Here is a 24,724-nt window from a genome sequence, read left to right on the forward strand (position 1 = left end):
CTGTCGCGGCTGAGCGATCGCCGAAAGCCCTTCTGCTGACTTCTGTCGCGAGCGTGCGTGTTCCCGGCCGCACGCTCGGCGTGTCGGCCGGGTACACGCACGCTCGCGCAAAAGGGGGCCGCGGCGCATATCAACCCCGTTGACATATATCAGTTTGGTTGATATACCTGTCCCATGACTGAACCAGTGGGCGTCCAAGTCCGCCCCGAATCCAACGGCCGCGTGTCGATCGCCGGCTGGCTGCTGTCCGCGCACCTGGGGTGATTTCATGACGAACGCAAAACCCCCGCGCTGGCTGAAGCCGACCAACAAGATCATGATCGCGATGCAAAAGCTCGGTATACCAACGGGTCCGCCGATGGTGCTGACGGTACCCGGGCGTAAGACAGGCAAACCGCGCAGCACGCCGATGACGCCGTTCACCTTTGGAGGGCAGCTCTATACCGTGGCGGGGTTCCCGAACGCCGACTGGGCGCGCAACGCTCGGGCGGCCGGTTCGGGAACGCTCAGCCACGGCCGAAAGACGCGATGGGTCAACATCATCGAGCTATCCCCCAACGATGCCCGGCCGGTGCTCAGGGCGTTCCCGACCGAGGTGCCGATCGGCGTCAGCTTCCTCAAACGCGCCGGCCTGGTCAGCAAGGGCACGCCCGACGAAGTCGAGGCACTGGCAGGTCGAATCGCGGTGTTTCGCCTCGATCCCGTGGAAGCGGGCTGAACACATGTACACCGCCTACCTGGTCGTGACGCTGGTGGCCATCGCGTTCAACGGGTTTTCCGGGGTGAGCGCGCTGGCGCACTTCGCGCCGATCATCCCCGGTATGGAAGCGGCCGGTGTGCCGCTGTCCTGGCTGACCTTTCCGATCGGCACACTGAAAACGCTGGGCGCGCTGGGGCTTGTCGTCGGCCTATGGTTTCCGGTGATCGGCGTGGCGGCAGCCGCCGGCCTGGTCGTCTTCTTTGTGTGCGCGATGTACACCCATGTCCTGCACGGCGACATTTCCGCTCAATTCGGGCTTGCGTCGGTATTGCTGGCCCTCAACTGCGCCACGTTCGCGCTGTCAATCCCGCGGCTTGTAACCGGCGTGTAGCGCGACGATCCCACCGGTCAGGTTGCGCCAGCGCACCGCCGACCATCCGGCCCGAGAAATGTCATGCGACAGCGCTGCCTGGTCGGGCCACGCCCGAATCGACTCGGCCAGATACACATACGCCTCGGGGTTACTCGACACCGCCCGAGCCACTCGCGGCAGCGCCCGCATCAAATACTCCTTGTACGCCACCGCGAACACTCGACTGGTGGGCGTGGAAAACTCGCAGACCACCAGCCGGCCGCCGGGCCGGGTGACGCGGGCCATCTCCTGCAAGGCCGCCTCGCGGTCGGCGATATTGCGCAGTCCGAAGCTGATCGTGACGGCGTCGAACACGTTGTCGGCGAACGGCAGTCGGGTCGCGTCGCCGGCGACCTTCGGCACCCGGCGGGCGCCGCCGGCCGACAGCATCCCGACCGAGAAATCCGCCGCCACGCACCACGCGCCGGAGCGGGCCAGCTCGACCGTCGACACCGCGGTCCCGGCCGCCAGGTCCAACACCTTCTCCCCGGACGTCAGCCGCAGCGCCGAGCGGGTGGCCCGCCGCCAGTAGCGGTCCTGCCCGGCTGACAACACCGTGTTGGTCAGGTCGTAGCGGCGGGCGACGCCGTCGAACATCGACGCGACTTCGCGGGGGTCCTTGTCCAGGGTGGCGCGGCTCACCGGCCCGACGCTACCCGGTCAGGCCGCCGCCGCTCGTCGCGTCCCCAGCACCGCCTCGTAGTGCTCGAGCAGCTCGTCGCAGATCGCCGGCCAGGAACGATCGAGCACACTGCGGCGGGCGGCCAGCGAGTAGCGCGGTCGCTCGTCGAGCAGATGCGCGACAGCCGCCGGCAACCTGACCTCGAACTCGTCGACGGGCAGCAGTAGTCCGGTCCGACAGGGCGCGACCAGGTCGCGCGGGCCGCCGGCGTCGGGGGCGATCACCGGCAGCCCCGACGCCAGCGCTTCCTGCACGGTTTGCCCGAACGTCTCGTGCTCACCGGGATGCACGAAGACGTCCATGCTGGCGTACGCCGCCACGAGCTCCTCGCCGTACAGCGCGCCGGTGAAAACCGCTGTGGGCATGGCGGATTGCAGCTTGGGCCGATCGACCCCTTCGCCGACGATGACCAGCTGCAAAGCAGCATCGCGGGCCAGATCCGCCAGCCGCTCGACGTGCTTCTCGGGCGCCAGCCGGCCGACGAAACCGACGATCGGCTTGCCGTCGGGCGACCAGCGCCGGCGCAACCCCTCATCCCGTGCCGACGGCACAAACCCGGTCACGTCGACTCCCCGCGCCCACCGGTGTACCCGCGGGATACCTTGGGCGAGAAGGTCTTCCATCGCCGCACTCGACGGCGCCAGCGTCCGGTCGGCGAGCCGGTGCAGGTGACGCGTCCACGCCCACACCGCCCGCGACGCCCCACCAACTCCATAGGCCGAGGCGAAACCCGCGACGTCGGTTTGGAATACCGCCACCGTCGGCACCCCCAGGCGACGTGCCGCGCGCAGCCCGCCGTAGCCGAGCAGCGCCGGCGACGCCAGGTGCACCAGGTCGGGCTCGAAGCCCCGCAACACCCGCAGCATCCGGGGCAGCGGCACCCCCAGTGGCAGCGAGGTCACCTTCGGAAACATCCGCGACGGCGCCCGGTGCACCCGGATGCCGTCGTGAATCCGCTCGGCGGGCGGCTGCCCGGGCGGAGTGTCGGGGGCAATGACCAGAGCTTCGTGGCCGGTGCGGCGCAGATGCTCGAGGATGCGGACCACCGAGTTGCTGACACCGTTGACGTGCGGGAGAAACGACTCTGCGACGATGGCTACGCGCACACCATTACCGTGGCAGCGCCGGCTGTCGATAAGGTTGCCGACGAGCATACGGTGTGCGAAATCTGGTGCAAGGGGGTTCACAGATGCGGCGCTGGCTTGGCGTAGTGATGACGGCGGTGTGGTTCGTCACAATCGGCACCGCGCATGCCGATGTTCCGCGCACCAGGGACGGCGACGGGATCATGGTCGGGTCTCCCGTCGCGCCAGTGCAGTTGGAGATCTTCTGCGAACCGCAATGCCCGCACTGTGCGGAGTTGGAGTCGACGGACGGCGACCGGATCGCCAGCGAAATCGGCAACGGCCGGCTGGCCGTCACATATCGCTGGCTGACCTTCCTCGACGGCAAACACCACAATGACGCGTCGGCACGCATGACCACTGCGCTGTTTACGGCGGCCGATCCGACGACGTCACCGACCGCGTATCAGGCGTTCGTGCAAGACCTTTACCGCCACCAAAGCCCCGACGGCCCCGACACCAACGACATGGCGGCGATGGCCCGCGACAGCGGAGTGCCCGAGCCGGTGGCCGAACGGATCGCGGCCGGCGATGCCACCGTCGACACCGGCGCGGTCAATGCCGCCAACAAGGCACGGCTCAACGCGCAGAGCCCCGATCCGGGCACGCCCACGGTTTACGACCTGCACACCAAAAGCGTTGTCGACCTTCAAGATCCCGACTGGCTCGGCAAGCTGCTCGGCTGAGCGGCCAGCCGCTTCTCCAGCAGCGCCAGACCGGCGAGGGCAGCGGCCGCGATCAGCCAGCCCACCACCGCAATCGAGCCGGCCGGGATGATCGCCAGCATTGCGGTGCGGTGCTGCACTCGCACCAGGTTCGGGTTCCGCTTGTCGTATTCGACGTAAATCCGCATGCCCGTGGCTAATTCGGACGGATAGAGCACCCCGAGCTCGGGCCGGTAGGTGATGCGGTCGGGGGTGACGAACTCGATGGTGGAGCGCCGCGGCCCGGCGCTGAGCACCTCGGCCTGCGCCACCCCCATGTCGTTTTGGATCGACAGGTCGTTGCGCCAGGCACCGGCCACCAACAACACCGACTGCAAGGTGACCAGCACGACCGCGACCAAAACGGCAATCCGCAGCCAGCGCAGGATGCGTCGTGCCGGGGTATCCGGCGCGGCCTCGGCGCGACCGTGGATCAGGATGTGCGCCAACGTCTTTAGACGCTTCACAAGGCAGCCTTGATGGCAGCGTGCAGCTGCCGCAGCGATGACCGGTCGGCCTTGACCTCCAGCACCCGCAACCCGGCGGCCGGCTCGTCGAGAGCCGCGCCGAGCTGGTCGACCTCGATCTGTCGGGAGTCGACGTGATAGGCGCGGCACAGCGCGCCGACGTCGACGTCGTGCGGGGTGCCGAAGATGCGCGACGACACGTCGGAAAACCGCGGATCGCCCTGCTCGAGCAGTTCGAAGATGCCGCCGCCGTTGTCGTTGGACACCACGATGGTCAGCTGGCGCGGCACCGGCTCGGTGGGCCCGATGAGCAGCCCGGAGCTGTCGTGCACGAAGGTCAGGTCGCCGATCAGCGCGACGGTGCGCCCACCGGTGCGTTCGTGGGCCAGCGCGGCGCCGATCGCCGTCGACACCGTGCCGTCGATGCCGGCCACGCCGCGATTGGACCGCACCGTGATGTCATGCGGATTCAGCCCGACCAGCGCCGCATCCCGCACCGGGTTGGAGGCGCCCAGCACCAGCTGGTCACCCGGCCGCAACGCGTCGGCGACGGCCGCCGCCACGTGCAAACCGGTGGTCAGCGGGTGCGCGGCCAGTTGACTCCGCACTGCGTCCACTGCGTGCCGGTTGAGCTCGGCGCAGCGCTGCAGCCAGGCCGGATTCGGCTCGCCGGTGGTGACCGCCCGGGTGCCGTTGGCCTGCGAGTTGCCGGACACATCGGGCCAGCGCGGCCCGGTGGTCAGCGCGTAGACCGGCACCGACGGGTCGGCCAGCAGCGCCGAGACCGGCCGGTGCAAGGTGGGCCGGCCCAGCATGATCACCTGCTGCGGGTGCAGCAGCCGCAAGGCCAGCGGATGCAGCGGGTTGGCCGCGGGCGGCGCCGTCGGCTCGGCGACGGTCGGCAGCGCCGCCAGGTTGGGATGGACGCCGGCGCCGTGCCCGGCGATGACGACGGTGTCGGCGCTCAGGTCGATGTCCAGCGGCTGGTCGAAGCTGACCGGCGGAGTGTGCGTCCACGCTTTCCCGTCGGGCCGCCCCGGCGGAGTCGGGGCCGAGCCGCGATCGGGAACCAGCGGCTCGCGCAGCGGGATGTCGAACTGCACCGGCCCGGCGTTGGCGGTGCGAGCGCCGGTGGCGGCCACCAGGACTCGGCAGGTGGCCGACCGCCAGGTCGCGTTGAGGGCATCCATCTGCTCGGGGGCATCCTCGGCCAACCCGAGGCTGATGGTGGCGCGGACCTGGGTGCCGAAGTAGCCCAGCTGCTCCATGGTCTGGTTAGCGCCGGTGCCGAGCAGCTCGTAGGGCCGGTTGGCCGAGAGCACGATCAGCGGCACCCGCGCGTAGTTGGCCTCCACCACCGCGGGCCCGAGGTTGGCGACCGCGGTACCCGACGTCATCGCGACGCAGACCGGCGCATCCCCGGCGACGGCCAGCCCGATGGCCAGATAGCCGGCGGTGCGCTCGTCGATGCGGACGTGCAACCGCAGCCGGCCGGCCTGGTCGGCGTCCTGCAGCGCGAAGGCCAGCGGCGCGTTGCGGGAGCCCGGACACAGCACCACGTCGCGGACTCCACCGCGGATCAGTTCGTCGACGACGACGCGGGCCTGTGCCGTCGAGGGGTTCACCTGTCCAGGCTATCTAGCGGCGATCGCAAGCGCGGCGCAGCCGGGCGCCGCAGGTTGCCGCCACCAACTCAGGCCGCCATACCTGCGAGGAACTGCAGGATCGCGGCGTTGACGGTCTCGGGCCGCTCCAGGAAGCCCAGATGCCCCGCGTCGGGGATCTGCATGTAGCGGCCGTTGGGGATGGCATCGGCGACCTCACGGCCCAGATGCGGCGGCGTGACGATGTCGTCGGCGAATCCGATCACCAGCACCGGCGCGGTGATGCTCTGGTAGGCCGGCAGCCGGTTGTTGCGCGGCGAGACGTCGAGCTGACACCGCAGCCCCGGGGTGGACTTGATCGGCCACATGGTGAAGATGTCGATCCACTCCGCCACTGCCTTGTCGTCGTTGAGTGTTCGGGGTGAAAAGCTTTCCAGCATGCGCACTTTGGCGTCGTAGGCGGCCGGCAGCCGGGTCTCCGAATTGATCAGGTCCTCTTCGGCGGTCCGGAAGAATTGCCGGGCGCGGTCCAGCCGGCCGCGGGTGGCCATCAGCACCGCCTTGCTGACCAGATCGGGCCGGGACACCATCAGCTCCTGCGCGATGTAGGCGCCCATCGACACCCCGACGATGCGCGCCGGGGCCGCGTCGAGTTTTTCGATCAGCGCCGCCGTGTCGGCGACCATGGTCTGCGTGGTGAAGCCGCTGGCGTTTTCCGTCGCGCCGATTCCGCGGTTGTCGAAGGTGATGACGCGGTAGCCGGCCGCCAGGAACGCGGGGACCTGGTGCAGGTGCCAGCCGCGCCCGGCTCCGCCGCTGCCGGCGATGAAAAGGACCGGCTCACCGCTGCCGCGGTCGTCGTAAGCAAGGTTGGTCACCTCATGGACGGTACAAGCCTCCGTTTACGGGCCGCGCGGGCCGTGTTCAGTGCCCGGTCCCACATCAGCAGCGTCGCGGCCTTGAGCTGAGCCGGTTTGGCCAGCTCGGCGGCCATCAGCGCGGTCGCCGCGGCCTTCGTCGACGCCGACGCCTTGGACATGTGCCCGGAGTCGAACGGCGGCTGCGGGTCGTATTCCATCGACAGCTGGATGGCCTTGGCGCGGCCCTCGCCGCCGAGCTGCCCGGCCAACCACAACGCCAGGTCGATGCCCGCCGACACCCCCGCGCAGGTGACCACCTTGCCGACCGGCACGATCCGCTCGTCGTCGACCGGAGTGACCCCGAACGCCCGCAACGCGCTCAGCGCCATCCAGTGCGACGTCGCCCGCTGGCCGGTGAGCAGTCCGGCGGCGGCCAGGATGATCGAGCCGGAGCACACCGACGTCGTCCACGTCGTCGTCTCATGCGCCGTGCGCAGCCAGGCCAATAGTGTCTCGTCGCGGGCATGCTCGACCGAGGTCATGGCGCCGGGCACCAAAACCACGTCCGGAGAAGGTGTTTCGGCGAACGAATGCGTGGCGCCGACGACGAGCACGCCGGAGTCCGCGGTGATCGGGCCCGGCTCGTGCCAGACGAAGCGCACCTCGGCTTTGGGCAGCCAGCGCAGCACTTCGTAGGGACCGATGAAATCCAGCGCGGTGAAACCGGGATAGAGCACAATGGCGATCTGCATGGGTTCCTACTTCCGTGCGATGTAGTAAATGTTGAGCGGATCGTCGTCGATCTCCGCGGTCCGCACGTCCGTGAACCCGGCGTCGGCGAGCATCGCTTTAGCCAACTGTTGCCCCCACGCGGTGCCGAGCCCGACGCCGCCATGCGCCAGTGACACCGTCATGCAGTGCATCGTCGAAATCGTGTAGAGGAACGGGGCAAACGGAACGCCGATGTTGTCTTCGAGTTGGCTCGACGCGTTGACGTCGGCCATCAGGAACACGCCCCCGGGCCGCAGCGCGCGGTAGATGTTGGCCAACACCGGCGCCGGATGGGCCTGGTCGTGGATCGCGTCGAACACCGTGATGACGTCATAGGCGTCGGTGAGGTCGAGCTCGGTCAGATCACGACGTTCGAAGGTGGCGTTCGACAGACCCAGACGCTTGGCTTCGTCGTTCGCCGCGGCGACACCTTCCTCGGAGAAGTCGATGCCCGTGAACCGGCTCGCCGGAAACGCCTGCGCCATCACATTGATGGCATGGCCGCTGCCGCAGGCGAAGTCGGCCACGTCAGCACCGTCGCGTAACCGTTCCGGCAGGCCGTCGACCAACGGCACGATCACGTCGACCAACGCCGCGTCGAACCGGGCGCCGCTCTCCTCGGCCATCAACGCGTGGAACCTGGGGTACTCGCTGTAGGGCAAACCGCCGCCGTTGTGAAAACAGCCGACGATCTTCTGCTCGACCTCGCCCATCATCGGAATCATTTGCGCCATCCGGGCCAGGTTGTGCGGTCCCGCGGCCTTGGTCAGCACGGCGGCCCGATGGGGCGGCAGGGAGTACGTCGTATCAGCAGCCTGATAGTCGACGATTCCTCCGGCCGCAGCACCGCCCAGCCATTCGCGCACATAGCGTTCGTTGAGCCCGGCGGCGTCGGCGATCTGCGCGCTGGTGGCCGCCGGAAGGTCCGCAAGCACGTCGAGCAGACGGGTCTGATGGCCGATGCTCAACAGCACCGCCAGACAGGCGCCGTCGATCGCGCCGGCCATCCGCGCGACGAACTGGTCGGTGGTTTCCGCGGATGCCACGGTCTCTTCATGGGTTGACGTCATGGTGCTCCTATCGGTTAGGCGAAGGTCTAGTGATCCGGCGAGATGCCCACTCGGCGAACGAAGTTGCGGCTTATGCTCTCCGCGGATCCGAAGCCGCAGCGCGCATGCATCCCGGAGAAGCTGAAAAACACCACGGTGCGGGACATAGCTGTCAGTGTTCAGCACCGACGTGGTGGCGTCTAGGTCAGGTATCCCACAGATCAGGACATCGGGCTTTAGAGTTCTTTGAGCCCTCGCACGATCTTGTAGAACGGCACGCTGGCGGCTAAGCCGCTGCGCAAGCTGCGTTGGAACGCGCTGAAGTTCGCCAGCACGATGTAGCGAACGCCGCAGTCCCGCCACTCCGCCACCTGATCGATGACCTCGCTGGGGGTGCCGGCCAGCACCGTGTCCCGGAGGACGTCCGGCGGAATGCCCTTGATGTAGGACAGCGCGGTCTGCTCGTCCCAGTCGTGCGGCAACAGATCCTGTCCGCCGCCGAAGCCGACCCCCAGCGGGTGCTGCGCGCCGTGCTGGGCGAAGAGCTCGTCGGTGGCGTTCAGCGCCCACGCCTTGACCATTTCGGATTCCAGAGCCTGGTCCACCGCCGCGGTGCTGCGGCCCGTGACGACGCCCATCCACATGGCCGGAACGATCGACATCGGGTCGCGTCCCGCGTCGGACGCTGCCGCGCGGACCACGTCCAGACGTCGTGCATACTCCTGCGGTTGGTGCGGCGCGGCGGGATAGAAGCCGTCGGCGTAGCGGCCGACGGCGCGCAACATGCGCGGCCCGTGTGCAGCGATCCAGATCGGCGGCCAGGTGCCGCGGTACTGTGGCAGCTCGAAGAGCGCGTTGCGCAGCGGGAAGTATGGCGAATCCCGGTTGACCAGTTCACCATTCGAGTCCCACAGCGCCCGGATGGTTGCCATCGCCTCCTCGAACCGGGCCACCGGCTTGGACCAGTCCACCCCATAGGGCTCATTGCCCTCCCGCTCACCGGTGCCGATTCCGAGGATGGCGCGGCCACGGGTGAGCAGATGCAAGGTGGCGGCGGCTTGCGCGGTGACGGCCGGATTGCGGCGGCCGGTGTCGGTCACCGAGGTGCCGAGCCGAATGCGGCCGACGCGGTTGCGGGCGGCGAGATGCCCGAGCATCGTCCAGGGTTCCAGGAAGGCATCCACCTTCGGCATGAGCTTGGTGAAGCCGGCGTACTTCGGCTGCCACAGCGCTCGGGGAAACAGCGCGTTGAGGTGATCAGGCACCCAGAACGAGTCGACCCGACTGGCCACCGCGCTGAGATAGTTGGCTCTGGTGAAGGCGTCGGCCGTCGGTCGGGCCGCGGTGATCCCGTCCTGGATGCCCACGCGAAATCCGGTCATCTCCGGAGTTTCGGGCCGGCCGGGTGCGGCGGCCTAGAGTAGGCGACTACCCCAAAATTCGGTGGCAGGCCCTGACACGGTCGATCCACCACTGCCGTCGCTCCGGCGGCGCCGCCAGCGCCTGCAACCGCGCCGGGTCCGGGCTGACCGCTGCGACCGGCAGATAGCCGTCCACCGGGGTTATCGGCTCGGCGACGTCGTCGACGAACAGACTGCCGGTGCCCAGCCCGCAGGCATGCCGCAGATCGGGCAGCGCGGCGGCGGCGGTAAGTCCGATGCCGATTCCGACCGCGGAATCCAACGCGCTGGAAACCACGACCGGGATATCGATCTGGCCCGCGATGTCCAGCATCATCGAAACCCCGCCCAGCGGAGCGACTTTCAGCACCGCGATATCAGCGGCGTGGGCGCGCACCACCTTGAGCGGGTCATCGGCTTTGCGGATGCTTTCGTCGGCGGCGATCGGCACATCGATGCCGTGCCTGAGTTCGGCGAGCTCCTCGACCGTTCTACACGGCTGCTCGAGATACTCCACCGGCCCGTCGGCGGTCAACGCATGCGCGGCCTGGATGGCCTGCGCGACGGTCCAGCCGCCGTTGGCGTCGACCCGCACCGTGGGAATCAGTGCGCGGACAGCGTTGACGCGGGCAACGTCGTCGGCCAGTGTCTGCCCGGGTTCGGCGACCTTGACCTTGGCGGTGGTTGCGCCCGGAAACCGCTGCAGCACGTCGGGCACCTGGTTGGGTGCGACGGCGGGGACGGTGGCGTTGATCGGGATGCGGTCCCGTCGCGGTGGGGGCGCCTGTCGGTAGGCGGATTCGATGGCCGCAGCCAGCCAGTGCGCGGCCTCGTCGGGCCCGTATTCGGGAAAGGCGCCGAACTCGCCCCACCCTTGCGGACCGTCGATCAATGCGACTTCACGAGTGGTGATGCCGCGGAAGCGAACTCGCATCGGCAGCGCGACGACATGCAGGCGATCGAGGATGTCGTCGAGCGCGGGTATCACTGGCCGTAGACCTGACGGCCGGCCAAAAACGTTGCCCGCACGTCGAGGTCGGCGATCGCCTCGGCCGGCACGCTGCGCGGGTCGGCCGACAGCACCACCATGTCGGCGTACTTGCCGACCTCCAATGAGCCGATGACGTCGTCGGCGAACAGCTGCCAGGCCGCGTCGATGGTCTGTGCGCGGATCGCCTGCTCGACCGTCAACCGCTCCTCGGGAGCGAGCACCCGGCCGCTCGGCGCCATCCGGGTCGCGGCCACGCTGATGTTGCGCAACGGCTCCTCAGGAGTGACCGGCGGGTCGTTGTGCAGCGAGATGCGCATACCGGTGGCCACCGCGGAACCGGCTGGCATCCACCGTGATCCACGCTCCGGACCGAACAGCCCGTCGACGATGACATCACCCCAGTAATGGATCTGATCGACGAAGATGCTGCAGGTGACGCCGAGGCCGGCGGCTCTGTGCAACTGGTCGTCACGGATGGCGCCGACATGTTCGAGCCGCAGCCGATGGTCGTCGCGCGGATGACGTTGCAGCGCTTCCTCGTACACATCGAGGATGGTGTCGATGCCCGCGTCGCCCTGCACATGACAGGCCATCGGCCAGCCCAACGGGAAGTAAGCGCCCACGATTTCGGCAAGCTGCTCTCGGGTGTAGTTGGCGTGCCCGCACGAGCCGGGCACCACCCCGATGGTGCGGGTGGCGTCGGTGTCCAGGTAGGGAAATGACAGATCGATGTTGCCGATCCAGGGCGAACCGTCCACCCAGATCTTGATGCCGACCTGGCGGACCATGTCGTCGCCGTCGCCGGGTTGAGCGTCGGTGCGCATCTGCGGGTTGGAGATTTCGTAGGTGCGCAGCCTGACGGTCAGCTCGCCGCGCAGCTGGTCGACCACCGGCCGAAACGCCGGATCGAACGCCATCTCCGAGCAGGTGGTCAGCCCGGCACGATTGAGCCGGGCGCATTCCGCCAGCAGCATGCCCGGGTAGTCGCCGGGTTCGATGGCGCCGCCCAGCAGCGGGAAAACCGCGCCGGTTTCTTCGGCGGTGCCATCGAGGTCGCCGTTGGCGTCGCGACCGTACTTGGCACCCTTGGGATCCGGGGTGTCGCGAGTCAGACCCGCTTTGCGGGCGGCGTGCGAGTTGAAAAAGGCCTTGTGTCCGGAGTTGTGCATGATCACCAGCGGCCCGGTGGGCGCGATGTCGTCGAGCCAGGCCAGCGTGGGCTCCGGAAGCCCGGGCTGCAGCAGCGGATCCCATCCGTTGAGGTACGCGCCGGCTGCGCCCCTTTCGGCGGTCTCCCGGCGGATGGCGTCGACGACGGCGTCGGCGTCGCGGATCGTGACGGGCCGGATGTCGACGAGGCGGTCGGACAGCGCGACGGCCTCCATCAGCGGATGTCCATGCGCCTCGACGAAGCCCGGCATCACGCAGCCGTCACCGATGTCGAGGGTTCGGGTGTCGGGGCTTACGGATTCCGCGACGTCTGCCCGGCTGCCGACCGCGATGATCCGGCCGTCCGCGACAGCTACTGCCTCAGCGGTGGGCCGCTTCTCATCGACGGTGAGCACCGTGCCGGTGATGACAAGGTCAGCGACGGCCATACGCGGCGATATTAATGGACAGATCGCATTACCAGGAGTCACTCCAACACCACAGCTCGACCATGAGGTCCTTCTCGAATGTGATGTCGTATGCGATATCAGCTTGGAGAAGGGCCTCGTCCGTCGGCCAGAGACTGCCGAGATTTCTGGGACTCCTGAGGCCGCCCGCCGTCCGAAGTTGGGCATCCGGCTGGGACCGGCTCGGCTCATTCTGTAACACGTTCTAGTCTTGGGTCATGACCGACGAGCTGCTGCGTAACCCGACCCACAACGGCCACCTCCTGGTCGGCGCGCTTAAGCGCCATCGCGACAAGCCGGTGCTGTTCCTCGGCGACACCACGCTGACCGGCGGTCAGCTGGCCGGCAAGATCAGCCAGTACATCCAGGCGTTCGAGGCACTGGGCGCCGGGACCGGCGCCGCGGTCGGGTTGTTGTCGCTCAACCGGCCCGAGGTGTTGATGATCATCGGCGCCGGCCAGGCCCGCGGCTACCGTCGCACCGCGCTGCACCCGCTGGGTTCGCTGGACGACCACGCCTATGTGCTGTCCGACGCGGAGATCAGCTCGCTGATCATCGACCCGAATCCGATGTTCGTCGAGCGTGCGGTCGGTCTGCTGGAGCGGGTGGACTCGCTCAAGCAGATTCTGACCATCGGCCCGGTGCCCGACGCGTTGAAGCACGTGGCCGTCGACTTGTCGGCCGAGGCGGACAAGTACGAGCCGCGGCCGTTGGTGGCCGCCGATCTGCCGCCGGACCAGGTGATCGGGTTGACCTACACCGGCGGCACCACCGGCAAGCCCAAGGGGGTGATGGGCACCGCGCAGTCGATCAGCACGATGACGTCGGTGCAGCTGGCCGAATGGGAATGGCCCGACCATCCACGGTTTTTGATGTGCACCCCGCTCTCGCATGCCGGCGCGGCGTTTTTCATCCCGACGGTGGTCAAGGGCGGCGAGATGATCGTGCTGGGCAAGTTCGATCCCGCCGAAGTCCTGAGAATCATTGAGGAACAACGGATCACGGCGACCATGCTGGTGCCGTCGATGCTGTACGCGTTGATGGACCACCCGGATTCGCACACCCGCGACCTGTCGTCGCTGGAGACCGTCTACTACGGCGCCTCGGCGATCAACCCGGTGCGGCTGGCCGAGGCGATTCGGCGGTTCGGGCCGATCTTCGCGCAGTACTACGGGCAGTCCGAAGCGCCGATGGTGATCACGTATCTGGGCAAGGCCGATCACGACGAGAAGCGGTTGACGTCCTGCGGCCGGCCGACGCTGTTTGCCCGCACCGCGTTGCTCGACCTCGATGGCAACCCGGTAGGGCAGGGCGAAGTGGGCGAAATCTGTGTCAGCGGACCGCTTTTGGCCGGCGGCTACTGGAACCTGCCGGATGCGACGGCCGACACGTTCCGCGACGGTTGGCTGCACACCGGCGACATGGCCCGCGAGGACGAGGACGGCTTCTACTACATCGTCGACCGGGTCAAGGACATGATCGTCACCGGCGGCTTCAATGTGTTCCCGCGGGAAGTCGAAGACGTCGTCGCCGAGCATCCGGCCATCGCGCAGGTATGCGTGGTCGGGTCGCCCGACGACAAGTGGGGCGAGGCCGTCACCGCGGTGGTGGTGCTGCGCTCCGACGCACCCTCTGACGACGAGGCTGTCGCGGCGATGACCGCCGAAATTCAGGCCGCGGTCAAGGACCGCAAGGGATCGGTGCAATCACCCAAGCGGGTGGTCGTCGTCGAGGCGCTGCCGTTGACCGGGCTGGGCAAGCCCGACAAGAAGGCGGTGCGTGCACAGTTCTGGGAGGGCGCCGGCCGCGCCGTCGGCTAACGTTGCGCGATCCCGGCCACCAGCAGGTCGAGCATGCGGCTGGTCTGCTCCGGCGAACCGCTGGCCAGAAAGATGCCGATCAGACTGGACACCACGTCATCGGCCACTACGTCCGACCGTAGGCTGCCGTCGTCGGCGCCCGCCTGCAACAGCAACTCGATCGCACCGACGATGCTGTCGCGAGTCTGGCTGGGCGTCATCGCGCCGGAGTCAAAGATCGCGTGTAGCGACTCGGCCATCCCGCGCTTGGCGGCCACAAAACTTGCGTAGCGGTCCATCCAGCGGCGCAGGGCAGCTGTGGGCGGATGCCGCTTGAGCAGCTGTTCGGCCGCCGTCGCGACTTCGGCGAGCTCGGCGCGGTAAATCGCCTCGACTAGAACCTCGCGGTTAGGGAAATGGCGGTACAGCGTGCCTATCCCGACGCCGGCGTCGCGGGCGATCGACTCAAGCGACACGGGTCGCCCTTCGCCGGCGGAGAACGCCGCGGTCGCCACCTCAAGCAACTTCTCCCGGTTCCGGCGCGCGTCGGACCGCACTGGCTCGGTCAAGCGGAGGCTCCTCCGTTTCTGCTAGTCTGATGCAAGCGGAGGGTCCTCCGCATTTCTTCCAGTGTGACACGAGGGAGCACCATGACGGACAACCCACAGCCCGGCGGTATCGGCAGCATCGGCACGGCGCGGGTCGCCCGCGTCGGCTACGGCGCAATGCAACTGTTCGAGGCTGTCTCGGAAGCCGATGCAGCTGCGGTGCTACGTCGCGCGGTCGAATTGGGCGTCAACCACATCGACACCGCGTCGTTTTATGGCCCGGGCGAAGTGAACCGCCGGATCCGCGCGGCCCTGGCGCCCTACCCCGACGACCTCGTCATCGTGAGCAAAGTCGGTGCGCGCTGGTCCGGCGAACAGCCGATCCCCCTGGCCGCCGCCCAAAAGCCCGCCGAGCTGCGCGCCGCGGTCGAAGACGACCTGCGCCAACTCGGCCTCGAATGCGTGCCGGTGGTCAATCTGCGACGGCTCGACCTCGGTCCAGGCCTAGAGCCCGAAGGTGACCAAATCGTCGGCCTCGACGACCAACTCGCCGAGATGATCGCCATGCGCGACGAGGGCAAGATCGGCGCCATCGGGATCAGCGCCGTGCCGGTGGACGTGGTGCAGCGGGCGCTGCCCGCGGGGATCGTGTGCGTGCAGAACCCCTACAGCCTGCTCGACCGCTCCCAAGAGGCCGCGCTCGACTTGTGCGTCGCCGAACGCATTGCGTGGGTGCCGTACTTCCCCCTGGGATCGTCGCTCCCGGGTTTTCCCAAAGTCACTGACAATGCCGTGGTCGCCGACGTCGCGGGCGAACTCGGTGTCACGGGAGCCCAGGTCGGGTTGGCGTGGCTGCTGGCTCATGCGCCGAACACGTTGCTGATTCCGGGCACCCGCTCGATCACGCACCTTGCGGAGAACATCGGCGCGGCAGCGATCACCCTGGCTACCGATGCGCTGGAGAGGCTGGATGCCGTCGCTACGACGCAGTCTGTCCAGAGGTAACGTCGCTGCCTATGGGCAGTGGCGAACCGGTCAAGCCGCCGTGGTGGCTCAAGCCGATGAACAAGTTGTTCATCCGGATGTCGCGGCTGGGTGTGCGATTCGGCGGCGAGAGCCCGGTGGTGTTGACCGTGCTGGGCCGCAAATCGGGACAGCCCCGTTCGACCCCGGTGACCCCGATGACGGTCGACGGCAAGGAGTACATCGTCTGCGGATTCCCGGGCGCCGATTGGGTGGCCAACGTCCGTGCCGCCGCGGAAGCCACGGTGGCCCGCGGTCGACGGCGTGAACGTGTGCGGGTCGTCGAGCTGTCCGCTGACGAGGCCCGGCCGCTGCTGCGGATCTGGCCGACCGAGGTGCCCACTGGCGTCGGCTTCCTGAAGCGTTCCGGGTTGGTCACCGACGGCCGCCCGGAGGAATTCGAGGCGCTGGCCGGGGTGTGCCCGGTGTTTCGCTTGGACCTACTAGGAGCCCAACAACCTTGAGCGACAACCCCTTTGACCCCGAAGCCTGGCGTCCGGTCGACGGCTTCACCGAGCTGACCGATATCACCTATCACCGCCACGCCAATGACGCCACCGTGCGGGTGGCGTTCGACCGGCCGGAGGTCCGCAACGCGTTTCGGCCGCATACCGTCGACGAGCTCTACCGCGTCCTCGATCATGCCCGGATGTCCCCGGACGTCGGCGTGGTGTTGTTGACCGGCAACGGGCCGTCGCCGAAAGACGGCGGCTGGGCGTTCTGTTCCGGCGGGGATCAGCGCATCCGCGGACGCAGCGGCTACCAGTACGCCTCGGGCGAGACGGCCGACACCGTCGACGCGGCCCGCGCCGGGCGACTGCACATCCTCGAAGTGCAGCGGCTGATCCGGTTCATGCCTAAAGTCGTCATCTGCCTGGTCAACGGGTGGGCGGCCGGCGGCGGGCACAGCCTGCACGTGGTGTGCGACCTGACCCTGGCCAGCCGCGAGCATGCCCGGTTCAAGCAGACCGACGCCGATGTCGGCAGCTTCGACGGCGGCTACGGCAGCGCGTATCTCGCCCGCCAGGTGGGCCAGAAGTTCGCCCGCGAGATCTTCTTCCTGGGCCGCGACTACACCGCCGAGCAGATGCATGCGATGGGGGCAGTCAACGCCGTCGTCGACCACGCCGATTTAGAAGCCACCGGCGTGCAGTGGGCAACCGAGATCAATGCGAAATCGCCTCAGGCACAACGGATGCTCAAATACGCGTTCAACTTGCTCGACGACGGGCTGGTGGGCCAGCAGCTGTTCGCCGGCGAAGCCACCCGCTTGGCCTACATGACCGACGAGGCCGTCGAAGGTCGCGACGCCTTTTTGGAGAAGCGCCCACCCGATTGGAGTCGCTTCCCGCGATATTTCTGACCGACGGCCGCCACCTAGACTCGCGACGTGAGCAAGAGTCCGTTACGTCGCATCACCGAGCAGATCGCGCTGACCGCCATGCGGCCGCCTATCGCGCCGCAGCTGCGCCTCTACCAGCCGGCGGCCAAACCGGTGGAACTCGACGGCAAGCGGGTGCTGCTCACCGGCGCCTCCTCGGGGATCGGCGAGAGCGCCGCGGAAAAGTTCGCCCGGCGCGGCGCCACGGTGGTCGCCGTCGCCCGCCGCAAAGAACTCCTCGACGCCGTCGTCGACCGCATCTCGAAAGCGGGTGGCAACGCGCTGGCGATCCCGTGCGACCTGTCGGATATGGAGGCCGTCGACGCACTGGTCGCCGACGTCGAGCAGCGTCTTGGCGGAGTGGACATCCTGGTCAACAACGCCGGCCGGTCCATCCGCCGCCCGCTGGCCGAGTCGCTGGAACGCTGGCACGACGTCGAGCGGACCATGGTGCTCAACTACTATTCGCCGCTGCGGCTGATCCGCGGCATCGCGCCGGGCATGCTCGAGCGCGGCGACGGCCACATCATCAACGTCGCCACCTGGGGTGTGTTCAGCGAAGCGTCACCGCTGTTCTCGGTCTACAACGCGTCGAAGGCGGCGCTGTCCTCGGTGAGCCGGGTGATCGAGACGGAGTGGGGCCCCAAGGGCGTGCAGTCGACCACGCTGTACTACCCGCTGGTGCACACGCCGATGGTGGCGCCGACCAAAGCCTTCGCCAACCGGCCGGGGCTGACCGCCGACGAGGCGGGCGACTGGATGATCACCGCCGCACGCAGCCGGCCGGTTCGGATTGCGCCGCGCGTGGCGCTGGCGATCAAAGCGCTTGACATCGCAGCCCCGTTCGGCGTCACCACGCTGATGAAACGGCGTGACACCGGATCGGCGTGATAGACACGACGGCATGGAGATACTGGCCAGCCGGGTGTTGTTCCGGCCGGCGGACTATCAGCGATCGCTGAGCTTCTACCGGGACCAGATCGGGTTGGCGATCGCCCGCGAATACGGCGCAGGCACGGTGTTTTACGCCGGCCAGTCGTTGATCGAGCTGGCCGGTCACGGCGCGCCAGACCAGGCAGTCGGGCAGTTCCCGGGAGCGCTGTGGCTGCAGGTGCGCGACGTCCGGGCCACCCAGGCCGAGCTCGAGGGCAGGGGCGTGCCGATCGCCCGGGAAGCCCGCCGCGAATCCTGGGGACTCCACGAGATGCATGTCACCGATCCCGACGGCGTGACACTGATTTTCGTCGAGGTGCCCGGCGATCATCCGCTGCGCCGCGACACCCGAGGTGAACGACGCAAAACCGAAGGTTAACCGCGGGCAAACATCTGGCAACTAGTCGGGGATCACCCGCGTTTCAGAGGCTGACTTGTTCGACATTCGAACCCCCCGGCCAGCAGAATTGGCCCCGTGAACCTTGAGTTGTTCCTCCTGATCATCGTGGTGATCACGGCACTCGCGTTCGACTTCACCAACGGGTTTCACGACACCGGCAACGCAATGGCGACCTCGATTGCCAGCGGAGCACTGACCCCCAAAGCGGCGGTGACTTTGTCGGCGGTGTTGAACCTGGTCGGAGCGTTTTTGTCGACCGCGGTGGCGGCGACGATCGCCAAGGATCTGGTCGACGCTCACCTGGTGACGCTGGAACTGGTGTTCGCGGGTCTGGTCGGTGGAATCGTGTGGAATCTGCTGACGTGGCTGCTCGGGATACCGTCCAGCTCGTCGCACGCCCTGGTCGGCGGCATTGTCGGGGCGATGATCGCGGCGGTCGGCGGGCACGGGGTGATCTGGAGCGGCGTCGTCTCCCGCGTCGTGATCCCGGCGGTGGTGGCCTCGGTCTTGGCCACGGTGGTGGGAGCAGTCGGCACCTGGCTGGTCTACCGTCTGATCCGCCGAGTTCCGGAAAAGCGCAGCGAACGCAGCTTCCGTCGCGGCCAGGTGTTCTCGGCGGGCCTGGTGTCGTTGGCTCACGGCACCAACGACGCGCAGAAGACGATGGGCGTGATCTTCCTGGCGCTGATGTCCTACGGCGCAGTCAGCAAGAGCGCGACGCTGCCGCCGCTGTGGGTCATCGTGTGCTGTGCGCTGGCGATGGCCGCGGGCACCTACTTCGGCGGTTGGCGGATCATCCGCACCCTGGGTAAGGGTTTGGTCGAAATCAAGCCGCCCCAAGGCATGTCGGCCGAATCCTCTTCGGCCGCAATCATCTTGCTGTCCGCCCACTTTGGATATGCGCTGTCCACCACCCAGGTGGTCACCGGTTCCGTGCTGGGCAGTGGTGTCGGCAAACCCGGCGCCGAGGTGCGCTGGGGTGTGGCCGGCCGGATGGCCACCGCATGGGGGGTGACGCTGCCGTCGGCCGGCATCGTCGGCGCCGTCACCTACGTGCTGGTGAACAGCATCGGTGGCTACCTGGGCGTGATCGTCGGCTTCACGTTGCTGTCGGCGGTGTCGCTGGCCATCTGGCTGCAGTCGCGCAAGGTGCGCGTCGACCACACCAACGTCAACAGCGAATGGGCCGGCAACCTCACGGCCGGGCTGGACTCCCCCAACGGACAGGCTCCCCACGTCAACGGGCAGGTCCATGAACTCGACGCCGCCGCGCCGACCGCTGAAAGCACCCCACGCCTGTACGCCTCATGAGTACCTGGTTCAACTACGCCGCGACATTGAAGATTCTGGTCTTCGGGTTGCTGGTCGGGGCTGCGCTGCCGGCGTTGTTTGCGCTGGGCGTGCGACTCGGCGCTGCCGGCGCCGGCATCAGCGGCGACGCCGTCACCCGGAAACGTCCCGCACTGGTTGCGCTGAGCTGGACGATGTACGCGGTCGTGCTGGCGGCGGTCGTGATCGGGGTGTTGTTCATCGCGCGTGACTTCATCGGACACCACACCGGCTGGTTCATCCTCGGCGCCAAACCCACGTAAGCTCGAACGCGTTGCCCAGTTATGCGTAGCGGGGGAGTTGACGAAGCGTGAACCGATTCCTCAGTTCGATCGTCACCTGGCTGCGCGCGGGATATCCCGACGGCGTGCCGCAAACCGATTACATCCCGTTGCTGGCCCTGCTGTCTCGACGGTTGACCAACGACGAGGTCAAAGCGGTGGCCCGTGAACTGATGCAGCGTGGCGACTTCGATCAGATCGACATCGGGGTGGTGATCACCCAGTTCACCGACAACTTGCCGGCCCCCGAGGACATCGAACGGGTGCGGGAACGCTTGGCCGCCAAAGGGTGGCCGTTCGACGACGTCCGTGAGGAGCGCGAATAGCCGTCCTGCGCGCACTTGCCGTCCCGCCGGGTGCTGCGGTGCGCACGCTGATGCCAGCGCTGGAAGCTGTTCTGGCGGGCCGTGATTCCGCGCTGCTGCCGGTGCCGGCTTCGGCTTCCGACATCTCGGGGCTCAGGGTTGGCGAACAGATCGACGATGACGTCGCACTGGTGGTGACGACGTCGGGAACCACCGGTGTGCCCAAGGGCGCGCTGTTGACTGCTGCGGCGCTGACCGCCAGCGCCTCGGCTACCCATTCACGTCTGGGCGGGCCTGGCGGCTGGCTGCTGGCGTTGCCGCCGTATCACATCGCTGGTCTGCAGGTGCTGGTGCGCAGCCTGGTGGCCGGCACGGAGCCGGTCGAGCTCGACGTCTCGGCGGGGTTCGATACTTCCCAATTGTCTTCTGCCGTCGAGCGTCTGGGCTCGGGGCGGCGTTACGCCTCGCTGGTGGCCGCGCAGCTGGCGAAGGCGTTGACCGACCCGGCGGCCAGCGCCGCGCTGGCTGAATTGGATGCTGTGCTGATCGGCGGTGGACCTGCGCCGGCGCCGGTGCTGGAATCAGCTGCTGCCGCCGGCATCGCTGTGGTCCGCACCTACGGGATGAGCGAGACCGCCGGCGGGTGTGTTTACGACGGTATCCCGCTCGGCGGCGTACGGCTGCGGGTCGACGTCGACGGTCGCATCGTGATCGGCGGCGTGACGCTGGCCAAGGGCTATCGCAACCCGCCGGATCCCGACCCGTTCGCCGAGCGCGGCTGGTTTCGCACCGACGACATTGGCGCACTGGATGATTCGGGGGAGCTGCGGGTGCTGGGTCGGGCTGACGAGGCCATCAGCACCGGCGGGTTGACGGTGTTGCCGCAGCCGGTGGAGGCGGCGCTGCGCGCGCATCCGGCTGTCGTCGACTGTGCGGTGTTCGGGGTCGTCGATGATCGACTGGGTCAACGGGTGGTTGCGGCGGTAGTGGTGGCGGAGGGTTGTGCCGCACCGACATTGGAAGCTTTACGGGCGCAGGTGGCCAGCACGCTGGACGTCACAGCGGCGCCACGCGAGCTGCACGTCGTCGATGCGCTGCCAGTGCGCGGCATCGGGAAAGTGGACCGCCAGGCGTTGGCGCGCCGGTTCGGCAGATGACGGGCTAGTCGCCGTGCTGGTGGGCGAGCAGCTAATCTGATCGGCGCACCAAAATTCGGAGGGCACGAGATGACGGACGACATTCATCCGGAAGTAGCCGCGGCGCTGATGGATGCGCGACGGTTGGTGTCGATCATGGACGACCAGCTACACAAGATGAACAATGCGACATTCACGGCCGCCGACGACTCCGAGACAGTCGAGGTCACCCTCAACGGGCATCGTCAGTTAACGGGCGTCGCTATCCGCGATGGCCTGCTGCGGTTGGGCGCAGAAACCGTCGAGCAGCGGCTCAACGAAGCGCTGCGTAACGCCACCAGTGCCGCGTCGGCGTCAATGGTGGCCGATCAGAGGCGGATCGACGAACTAATCGATCACCTGACCGACGGGTGACATATCAAAGCCGCCGTAGGACGATAGCGCGGTAGATCCAGCCCGCACCGATGATCGTCTCCTTCAACGTCTTCTTGAAATCCGCGGTGTCGAACCGGAAAAGCTGGCCGTTGACCTTGCCCTCGGCGTTCTCGTGCAACTGGCCTTCTTTCCAGGTCTGCCGAGAGCTGGAGAACCCATCACTATCGGTAGTCGTGTACCAACCGAAACAACGGTCCCTCGACCGGACTTCGTTCGCGTCGGGGTGAAACCGTAGATGGGTTGCGAAAGTGTCATTGACCCCAACTTCGGTGAAGATGTCTTTCCAGTAGGGGTCGGTGGTCTTCCACTCGACGACCAAGTCGACCTTCTCGGGAGCACCGTCGCGCACGTGCCATGGGGATGTGGGATGGTTCAACGCCATCAACCGCAGGCGTAGTTCTTCCGGGTCGACAGCCACGACATCGGGATCGGGCCTGGTGATACCTCGGATACGATCGCGAAATCCCATGCGGACTAGTCACAGCGCTGAAGCAAAATCGGTCCGCGCGTCCGACGAGCTGGCATCGTTTCTGACACAGCTCAGTTCATGGGCTGGTCGTCGGTTACCGCATCGAATTTGACGTTATCACCGTCGACGCCGGTAGTCGTTACGGTCACACGGTATTTCGTGCCGCCATCCGTCAGCACGCACCGCTGCGTCGCGCCTACCTTGCCCGGGAGATCACCATCGCAAACGACGGAATCGGCCTTCTCACCAGCATTGGCCTCAAGTTTTTCCTTAACGGTGGCGGCCAATTTGTCCTTCGGTACGGCCACCGATTTACCAACTTCCCCGTGCACTGAGCATCCGCTTAAAAGAACGATTGTGCCCAACAATGATGCCACGATGCTGCGTCGTGTTTTGCGTTCCATCCGTGCCATGTCTCACCAACCCCATCTGATCTCGTGAACTTCACTACAGCAGTTGTCAAACCATCGGGCGCTCATCGATCTGGATGTCGAACTTGATGTCCCCGTCCTCGACATTGAGCACGGTGACGGTGACACCGAGCTTGTCCGCGCCAACGATCAACGCACACCGCTGGATCGCGCCAACCTCCGCGCGCAGGCCGCCGTTGCATACCAACCCATCGGCCTTTTGCTCCGCAAACTGCTCAATAAGCTCCTTTACCCGGATCTCGAGTTTCTCCTTCGATACCTCACCAGGCGGACTCGGATCACGCGGTGTCTGATCTCCTGCGGAGGCCGCGGTACCGACGACCTCGGCGCTAATGGACTCCATAAATTCCACCACCGCTGATTTCGCGACGTCATAGACGTCGACTGGCGCGCTGTAGAGGAGTTGCAGCAGCAGAAGTATCGTCGGTTCCTCGGTGGGAACCTCGAACAGGAATTGGGACTGCATGATGTCGATGTCGCGCCCGCCGAGGGTGATCGTGAATCGAAGCTCCTGGGCATATTGGCGCGGCCGTGAATCGGAAATCAGACCTTCTCGCAAGACAGCTATGTTCTCCGCTTGGCCTTCCAGGCTCCGTCGATAATTCGCAGCCAACAGCGACAAATCGTCACCGGCGTTGATGGCCTGCTCGGCGACCGTGATGTTCGTCGTGAACGGCTTGTCGAGATCCGCCTTTCGCACCAGCACGATTGAGGCGGCGTCTTCGTTCACGACGCTGGGTTCAACCGAGATCCAGCCATCTGGAACAGATCCCGTCAGTTCGAAGCCCTGGCTCGCCACGTCACCCCTTTAGAATCCGAACCACTTCGCGACCTTCTTTGCGCCGTCCTGGACGGTGTGCGTGACCTTACCCGGATCGATCTCGACGTTGAACGAAACCTTGCCACCGACGCCCAGACATGCCCCGAGTGAGCCGCCGACCTTGAGCTTCCCGTCGTGGATGCCCGCGTTTACGTCGGCCGATGCACCGATCCCGGCCTGGAGCTCTCCATGGGCTCCGACACCAACCCCACCTACCTCCCCCGAAAGGTCACCAGTAAGGCGCCCACCCGCAAACGCCTCACCATGGGCGTTAATGCCGTCTTTGCCAACAGATGCGCTGGCCTTGGCGTTGGCCTCCACAGCAGCCCGGCCACTGGCTTCTCCAGAGGCGATGCCCCACTTGCCCGAACCTTTAGCCTCCGCGCCCACCAGGGTGGCGTTGGCGTTGGCACCGGCCGAGATACCGGTAGACGTAACTTTCGCGTTGGCGCCCGCCTGAGCGGTAAAGGCGTCCATGCTGACGTTGCCCTTCACGCTTGGGCCATTTTCGCCGAATTTGTGCTCCCCCTTGAGGAGGTCTTTGTCGACGACAGCGCCGACTTTTCTGGTCTTAGCCTCTGCGGCCGTCACCTCTACCTTCGGCTTCTTCGGCTCCTTCTTCGCCTCTTTTGGATCGCCGAATTCCTTTGGCTTCGTCTTCTTTCGATAGTCGGAGTTGTCCCATTCCGACGACCCGACTTTGATCTTCACCTCGTGCTTGCTGTTCTTGACCGCGTTGGCTAACAGCCCGTCGGCATGGTCGGCGGCGGTGCGCAAACTGTCGATTGTCGCCTGCGTGTTCTTGGTCATGGTCTGCACGAGCTGCCTGGTCTCGTCGCTGAGCGAGTCGAGATTGGGCGGCGGAATGGCCCTGCTGGTCACCGGGTCGATGCGGATTCCCCAACTGGCGGCGCTGGCCCGAACGCAGCAGCACGCCACCGGACTCGACACTCACGGCCAGGATGCCTCTGGAATCGCGAGTGCCACCCGAGTTGCCGCGAACGAGGTCAACCAGATCAAGACCGAGCTGAGTTCACTTCGGGCCAGCGCGTCA

The 24,724-nt window shown here is 66.8% G+C and carries 30 protein-coding genes; 15 read left to right on the top strand and 15 right to left on the bottom strand.

Annotated elements, in window-relative coordinates:
- The first annotated feature begins 268 nt into the window (after window positions 1-268).
- The gene (locus A5707_RS01205) at window positions 269-718 is read left to right on the top strand and encodes a nitroreductase family deazaflavin-dependent oxidoreductase (RefSeq protein WP_065012710.1); all 450 of its coding nucleotides are present in this window, start codon (window positions 269-271) and stop codon (window positions 716-718) included.
- A 4-nt stretch (window positions 719-722) separates the two neighbouring features.
- Window positions 723-1,091, top strand: coding sequence for a DoxX family protein (locus A5707_RS01210; protein WP_065012711.1), 369 nt, complete (start codon window positions 723-725; stop codon window positions 1,089-1,091).
- Here A5707_RS01210 and A5707_RS01215 read toward each other — a convergent pair.
- Together A5707_RS01215 and A5707_RS01220 are read right to left on the bottom strand one after the other, a co-directional pair.
- The gene (locus A5707_RS01215) at window positions 1,062-1,754 is read right to left on the bottom strand and encodes a demethylmenaquinone methyltransferase (protein WP_065012712.1); all 693 of its coding nucleotides are present in this window, start codon (window positions 1,752-1,754) and stop codon (window positions 1,062-1,064) included. The genes A5707_RS01210 and A5707_RS01215 overlap by 30 nt on opposite strands.
- A gap of 18 nt (window positions 1,755-1,772) precedes the next feature.
- Window positions 1,773-2,900 carry a glycosyltransferase family 4 protein gene (locus A5707_RS01220; RefSeq protein WP_065012713.1) on the bottom strand — a complete coding sequence of 376 codons (1,128 nt, stop codon included), beginning with the start codon at window positions 2,898-2,900 and terminating at the stop codon, window positions 1,773-1,775.
- 83 nt (window positions 2,901-2,983) lie between these two features.
- Between A5707_RS01220 and A5707_RS01225 the strand changes: the two genes are divergently transcribed.
- Window positions 2,984-3,604, top strand: coding sequence for a DsbA family protein (locus A5707_RS01225; RefSeq protein WP_065012736.1), 621 nt, complete (start codon window positions 2,984-2,986; stop codon window positions 3,602-3,604).
- Here the strand turns inward: A5707_RS01225 and A5707_RS01230 are convergent.
- The 8 genes from A5707_RS01230 to A5707_RS01265 all read right to left on the bottom strand — a co-directional run bounded on the left by A5707_RS01230 (window position 3,568) and on the right by A5707_RS01265 (window position 12,362).
- Window positions 3,568-4,089, bottom strand: a complete 522-nt coding sequence (locus A5707_RS01230) for a DUF3592 domain-containing protein (RefSeq protein ID WP_156657429.1) — start codon at window positions 4,087-4,089, stop codon at window positions 3,568-3,570. The two genes, A5707_RS01225 and A5707_RS01230, sit on opposite strands and share 37 nt — an antisense overlap.
- Window positions 4,086-5,714 carry a 2-succinyl-5-enolpyruvyl-6-hydroxy-3-cyclohexene-1-carboxylic-acid synthase gene (gene menD / locus A5707_RS01235; RefSeq protein WP_065012714.1) on the bottom strand — a complete coding sequence of 543 codons (1,629 nt, stop codon included), beginning with the start codon at window positions 5,712-5,714 and terminating at the stop codon, window positions 4,086-4,088. Before menD ends, A5707_RS01230 begins: the two co-directional genes overlap by 4 nt.
- Window positions 5,715-5,782: 68 nt before the next feature.
- Window positions 5,783-6,571 (bottom strand): alpha/beta fold hydrolase, encoded by a 789-nt coding sequence (locus A5707_RS01240; RefSeq protein WP_065012715.1) that lies wholly within the window; start codon window positions 6,569-6,571, stop codon window positions 5,783-5,785.
- Window positions 6,568-7,305, bottom strand: a complete 738-nt coding sequence (locus tag A5707_RS01245; protein ID WP_065012716.1) for a DJ-1/PfpI family protein — start codon at window positions 7,303-7,305, stop codon at window positions 6,568-6,570. Before A5707_RS01245 ends, A5707_RS01240 begins: the two co-directional genes overlap by 4 nt.
- 6 nt (window positions 7,306-7,311) lie before the next feature.
- Entirely contained in the window at window positions 7,312-8,394 is a 1,083-nt protein-coding gene (locus tag A5707_RS01250) for a class I SAM-dependent methyltransferase (RefSeq protein WP_065012717.1), read from the bottom strand.
- 215 nt (window positions 8,395-8,609) lie between these two features.
- On the bottom strand, window positions 8,610-9,755 hold the full coding sequence (locus A5707_RS01255; protein WP_065012718.1) for an LLM class flavin-dependent oxidoreductase: 1,146 nt from the start codon (window positions 9,753-9,755) through the stop codon (window positions 8,610-8,612).
- Between the two features lie 46 nt (window positions 9,756-9,801).
- Entirely contained in the window at window positions 9,802-10,761 is a 960-nt protein-coding gene (locus A5707_RS01260) for an o-succinylbenzoate synthase (protein ID WP_065012719.1), read from the bottom strand.
- Window positions 10,758-12,362 carry an amidohydrolase gene (locus tag A5707_RS01265; protein ID WP_065012720.1) on the bottom strand — a complete coding sequence of 535 codons (1,605 nt, stop codon included), beginning with the start codon at window positions 12,360-12,362 and terminating at the stop codon, window positions 10,758-10,760. Before A5707_RS01265 ends, A5707_RS01260 begins: the two co-directional genes overlap by 4 nt.
- 236 nt (window positions 12,363-12,598) lie before the next feature.
- Between A5707_RS01265 and fadD8 the strand changes: the two genes are divergently transcribed.
- Entirely contained in the window at window positions 12,599-14,200 is a 1,602-nt protein-coding gene (fadD8, locus tag A5707_RS01275) for a fatty-acid--CoA ligase FadD8 (RefSeq protein ID WP_065012722.1), read from the top strand.
- Here fadD8 and A5707_RS01280 read toward each other — a convergent pair.
- Window positions 14,197-14,748 (bottom strand): TetR/AcrR family transcriptional regulator, encoded by a 552-nt coding sequence (locus A5707_RS01280; RefSeq protein WP_197495210.1) that lies wholly within the window; start codon window positions 14,746-14,748, stop codon window positions 14,197-14,199. The genes fadD8 and A5707_RS01280 overlap by 4 nt on opposite strands.
- An 81-nt stretch (window positions 14,749-14,829) precedes the next feature.
- Here A5707_RS01280 and A5707_RS01285 point away from each other — a divergent pair, with 81 nt between their 5' ends.
- From A5707_RS01285 to A5707_RS01330, 10 genes are all read left to right on the top strand, one after another.
- Window positions 14,830-15,732 (top strand): aldo/keto reductase, encoded by a 903-nt coding sequence (locus tag A5707_RS01285; protein ID WP_065012724.1) that lies wholly within the window; start codon window positions 14,830-14,832, stop codon window positions 15,730-15,732.
- Between the two features lie 11 nt (window positions 15,733-15,743).
- A complete protein-coding gene (locus A5707_RS01290) occupies window positions 15,744-16,214 on the top strand; it encodes a nitroreductase family deazaflavin-dependent oxidoreductase (RefSeq protein ID WP_065012725.1) in 471 nt (156 codons plus the stop codon).
- The gene (locus tag A5707_RS01295; protein ID WP_065012726.1) at window positions 16,211-17,113 is read left to right on the top strand and encodes a 1,4-dihydroxy-2-naphthoyl-CoA synthase; all 903 of its coding nucleotides are present in this window, start codon (window positions 16,211-16,213) and stop codon (window positions 17,111-17,113) included. Before A5707_RS01290 ends, A5707_RS01295 begins: the two co-directional genes overlap by 4 nt.
- 27 nt (window positions 17,114-17,140) lie before the next feature.
- Complete coding sequence (locus tag A5707_RS01300) at window positions 17,141-18,022, top strand: SDR family oxidoreductase (protein ID WP_065012727.1); 882 nt, start codon at window positions 17,141-17,143, stop codon at window positions 18,020-18,022.
- A 13-nt stretch (window positions 18,023-18,035) separates the two neighbouring features.
- Window positions 18,036-18,443, top strand: coding sequence for a VOC family protein (locus tag A5707_RS01305; protein WP_065012728.1), 408 nt, complete (start codon window positions 18,036-18,038; stop codon window positions 18,441-18,443).
- Between the two features lie 96 nt (window positions 18,444-18,539).
- On the top strand, window positions 18,540-19,775 hold the full coding sequence (locus A5707_RS01310; RefSeq protein WP_082969177.1) for an inorganic phosphate transporter: 1,236 nt from the start codon (window positions 18,540-18,542) through the stop codon (window positions 19,773-19,775).
- Entirely contained in the window at window positions 19,772-20,056 is a 285-nt protein-coding gene (locus A5707_RS01315; RefSeq protein WP_065012729.1) for a hypothetical protein, read from the top strand. The genes A5707_RS01310 and A5707_RS01315 overlap by 4 nt, the downstream gene beginning before the upstream one ends.
- A 47-nt stretch (window positions 20,057-20,103) precedes the next feature.
- Complete coding sequence (locus A5707_RS01320; RefSeq protein ID WP_065012730.1) at window positions 20,104-20,400, top strand: DUF3349 domain-containing protein; 297 nt, start codon at window positions 20,104-20,106, stop codon at window positions 20,398-20,400.
- Window positions 20,401-20,450: 50 nt separating this feature from the next.
- Entirely contained in the window at window positions 20,451-21,536 is a 1,086-nt protein-coding gene (menE, locus tag A5707_RS01325) for an o-succinylbenzoate--CoA ligase (RefSeq protein WP_065012737.1), read from the top strand.
- 69 nt (window positions 21,537-21,605) lie between these two features.
- Window positions 21,606-21,929, top strand: coding sequence for a YbaB/EbfC family nucleoid-associated protein (locus A5707_RS01330; protein WP_065012731.1), 324 nt, complete (start codon window positions 21,606-21,608; stop codon window positions 21,927-21,929).
- Window positions 21,930-21,933: 4 nt separating this feature from the next.
- Here the strand turns inward: A5707_RS01330 and A5707_RS01335 are convergent, their stop codons facing one another.
- The 4 genes from A5707_RS01335 to A5707_RS01350 form a co-directional block, all read right to left on the bottom strand.
- Entirely contained in the window at window positions 21,934-22,419 is a 486-nt protein-coding gene (locus tag A5707_RS01335) for a hypothetical protein (protein WP_065012732.1), read from the bottom strand.
- Window positions 22,420-22,490: 71 nt separating this feature from the next.
- Window positions 22,491-22,832, bottom strand: coding sequence for a DUF4333 domain-containing protein (locus tag A5707_RS01340; RefSeq protein ID WP_232000590.1), 342 nt, complete (start codon window positions 22,830-22,832; stop codon window positions 22,491-22,493).
- 46 nt (window positions 22,833-22,878) lie between these two features.
- The gene (locus A5707_RS24290; RefSeq protein ID WP_082969179.1) at window positions 22,879-23,649 is read right to left on the bottom strand and encodes a DUF4333 domain-containing protein; all 771 of its coding nucleotides are present in this window, start codon (window positions 23,647-23,649) and stop codon (window positions 22,879-22,881) included.
- 9 nt (window positions 23,650-23,658) lie between these two features.
- Window positions 23,659-24,552, bottom strand: coding sequence for a hypothetical protein (locus tag A5707_RS01350; protein ID WP_156657432.1), 894 nt, complete (start codon window positions 24,550-24,552; stop codon window positions 23,659-23,661).
- Here A5707_RS01350 and A5707_RS01355 point away from each other — a divergent pair.
- Window positions 24,536-24,724, top strand: a 189-nt coding sequence (locus A5707_RS01355; protein WP_156657435.1) for a hypothetical protein, incomplete at its 3' end; no start/stop codon positions are given. The genes A5707_RS01350 and A5707_RS01355 overlap by 17 nt on opposite strands.

The sequence above is a fragment of the Mycobacterium kyorinense genome, assembly GCF_001672775.1.
Taxonomy (GTDB): domain Bacteria; phylum Actinomycetota; class Actinomycetes; order Mycobacteriales; family Mycobacteriaceae; genus Mycobacterium; species Mycobacterium kyorinense_A.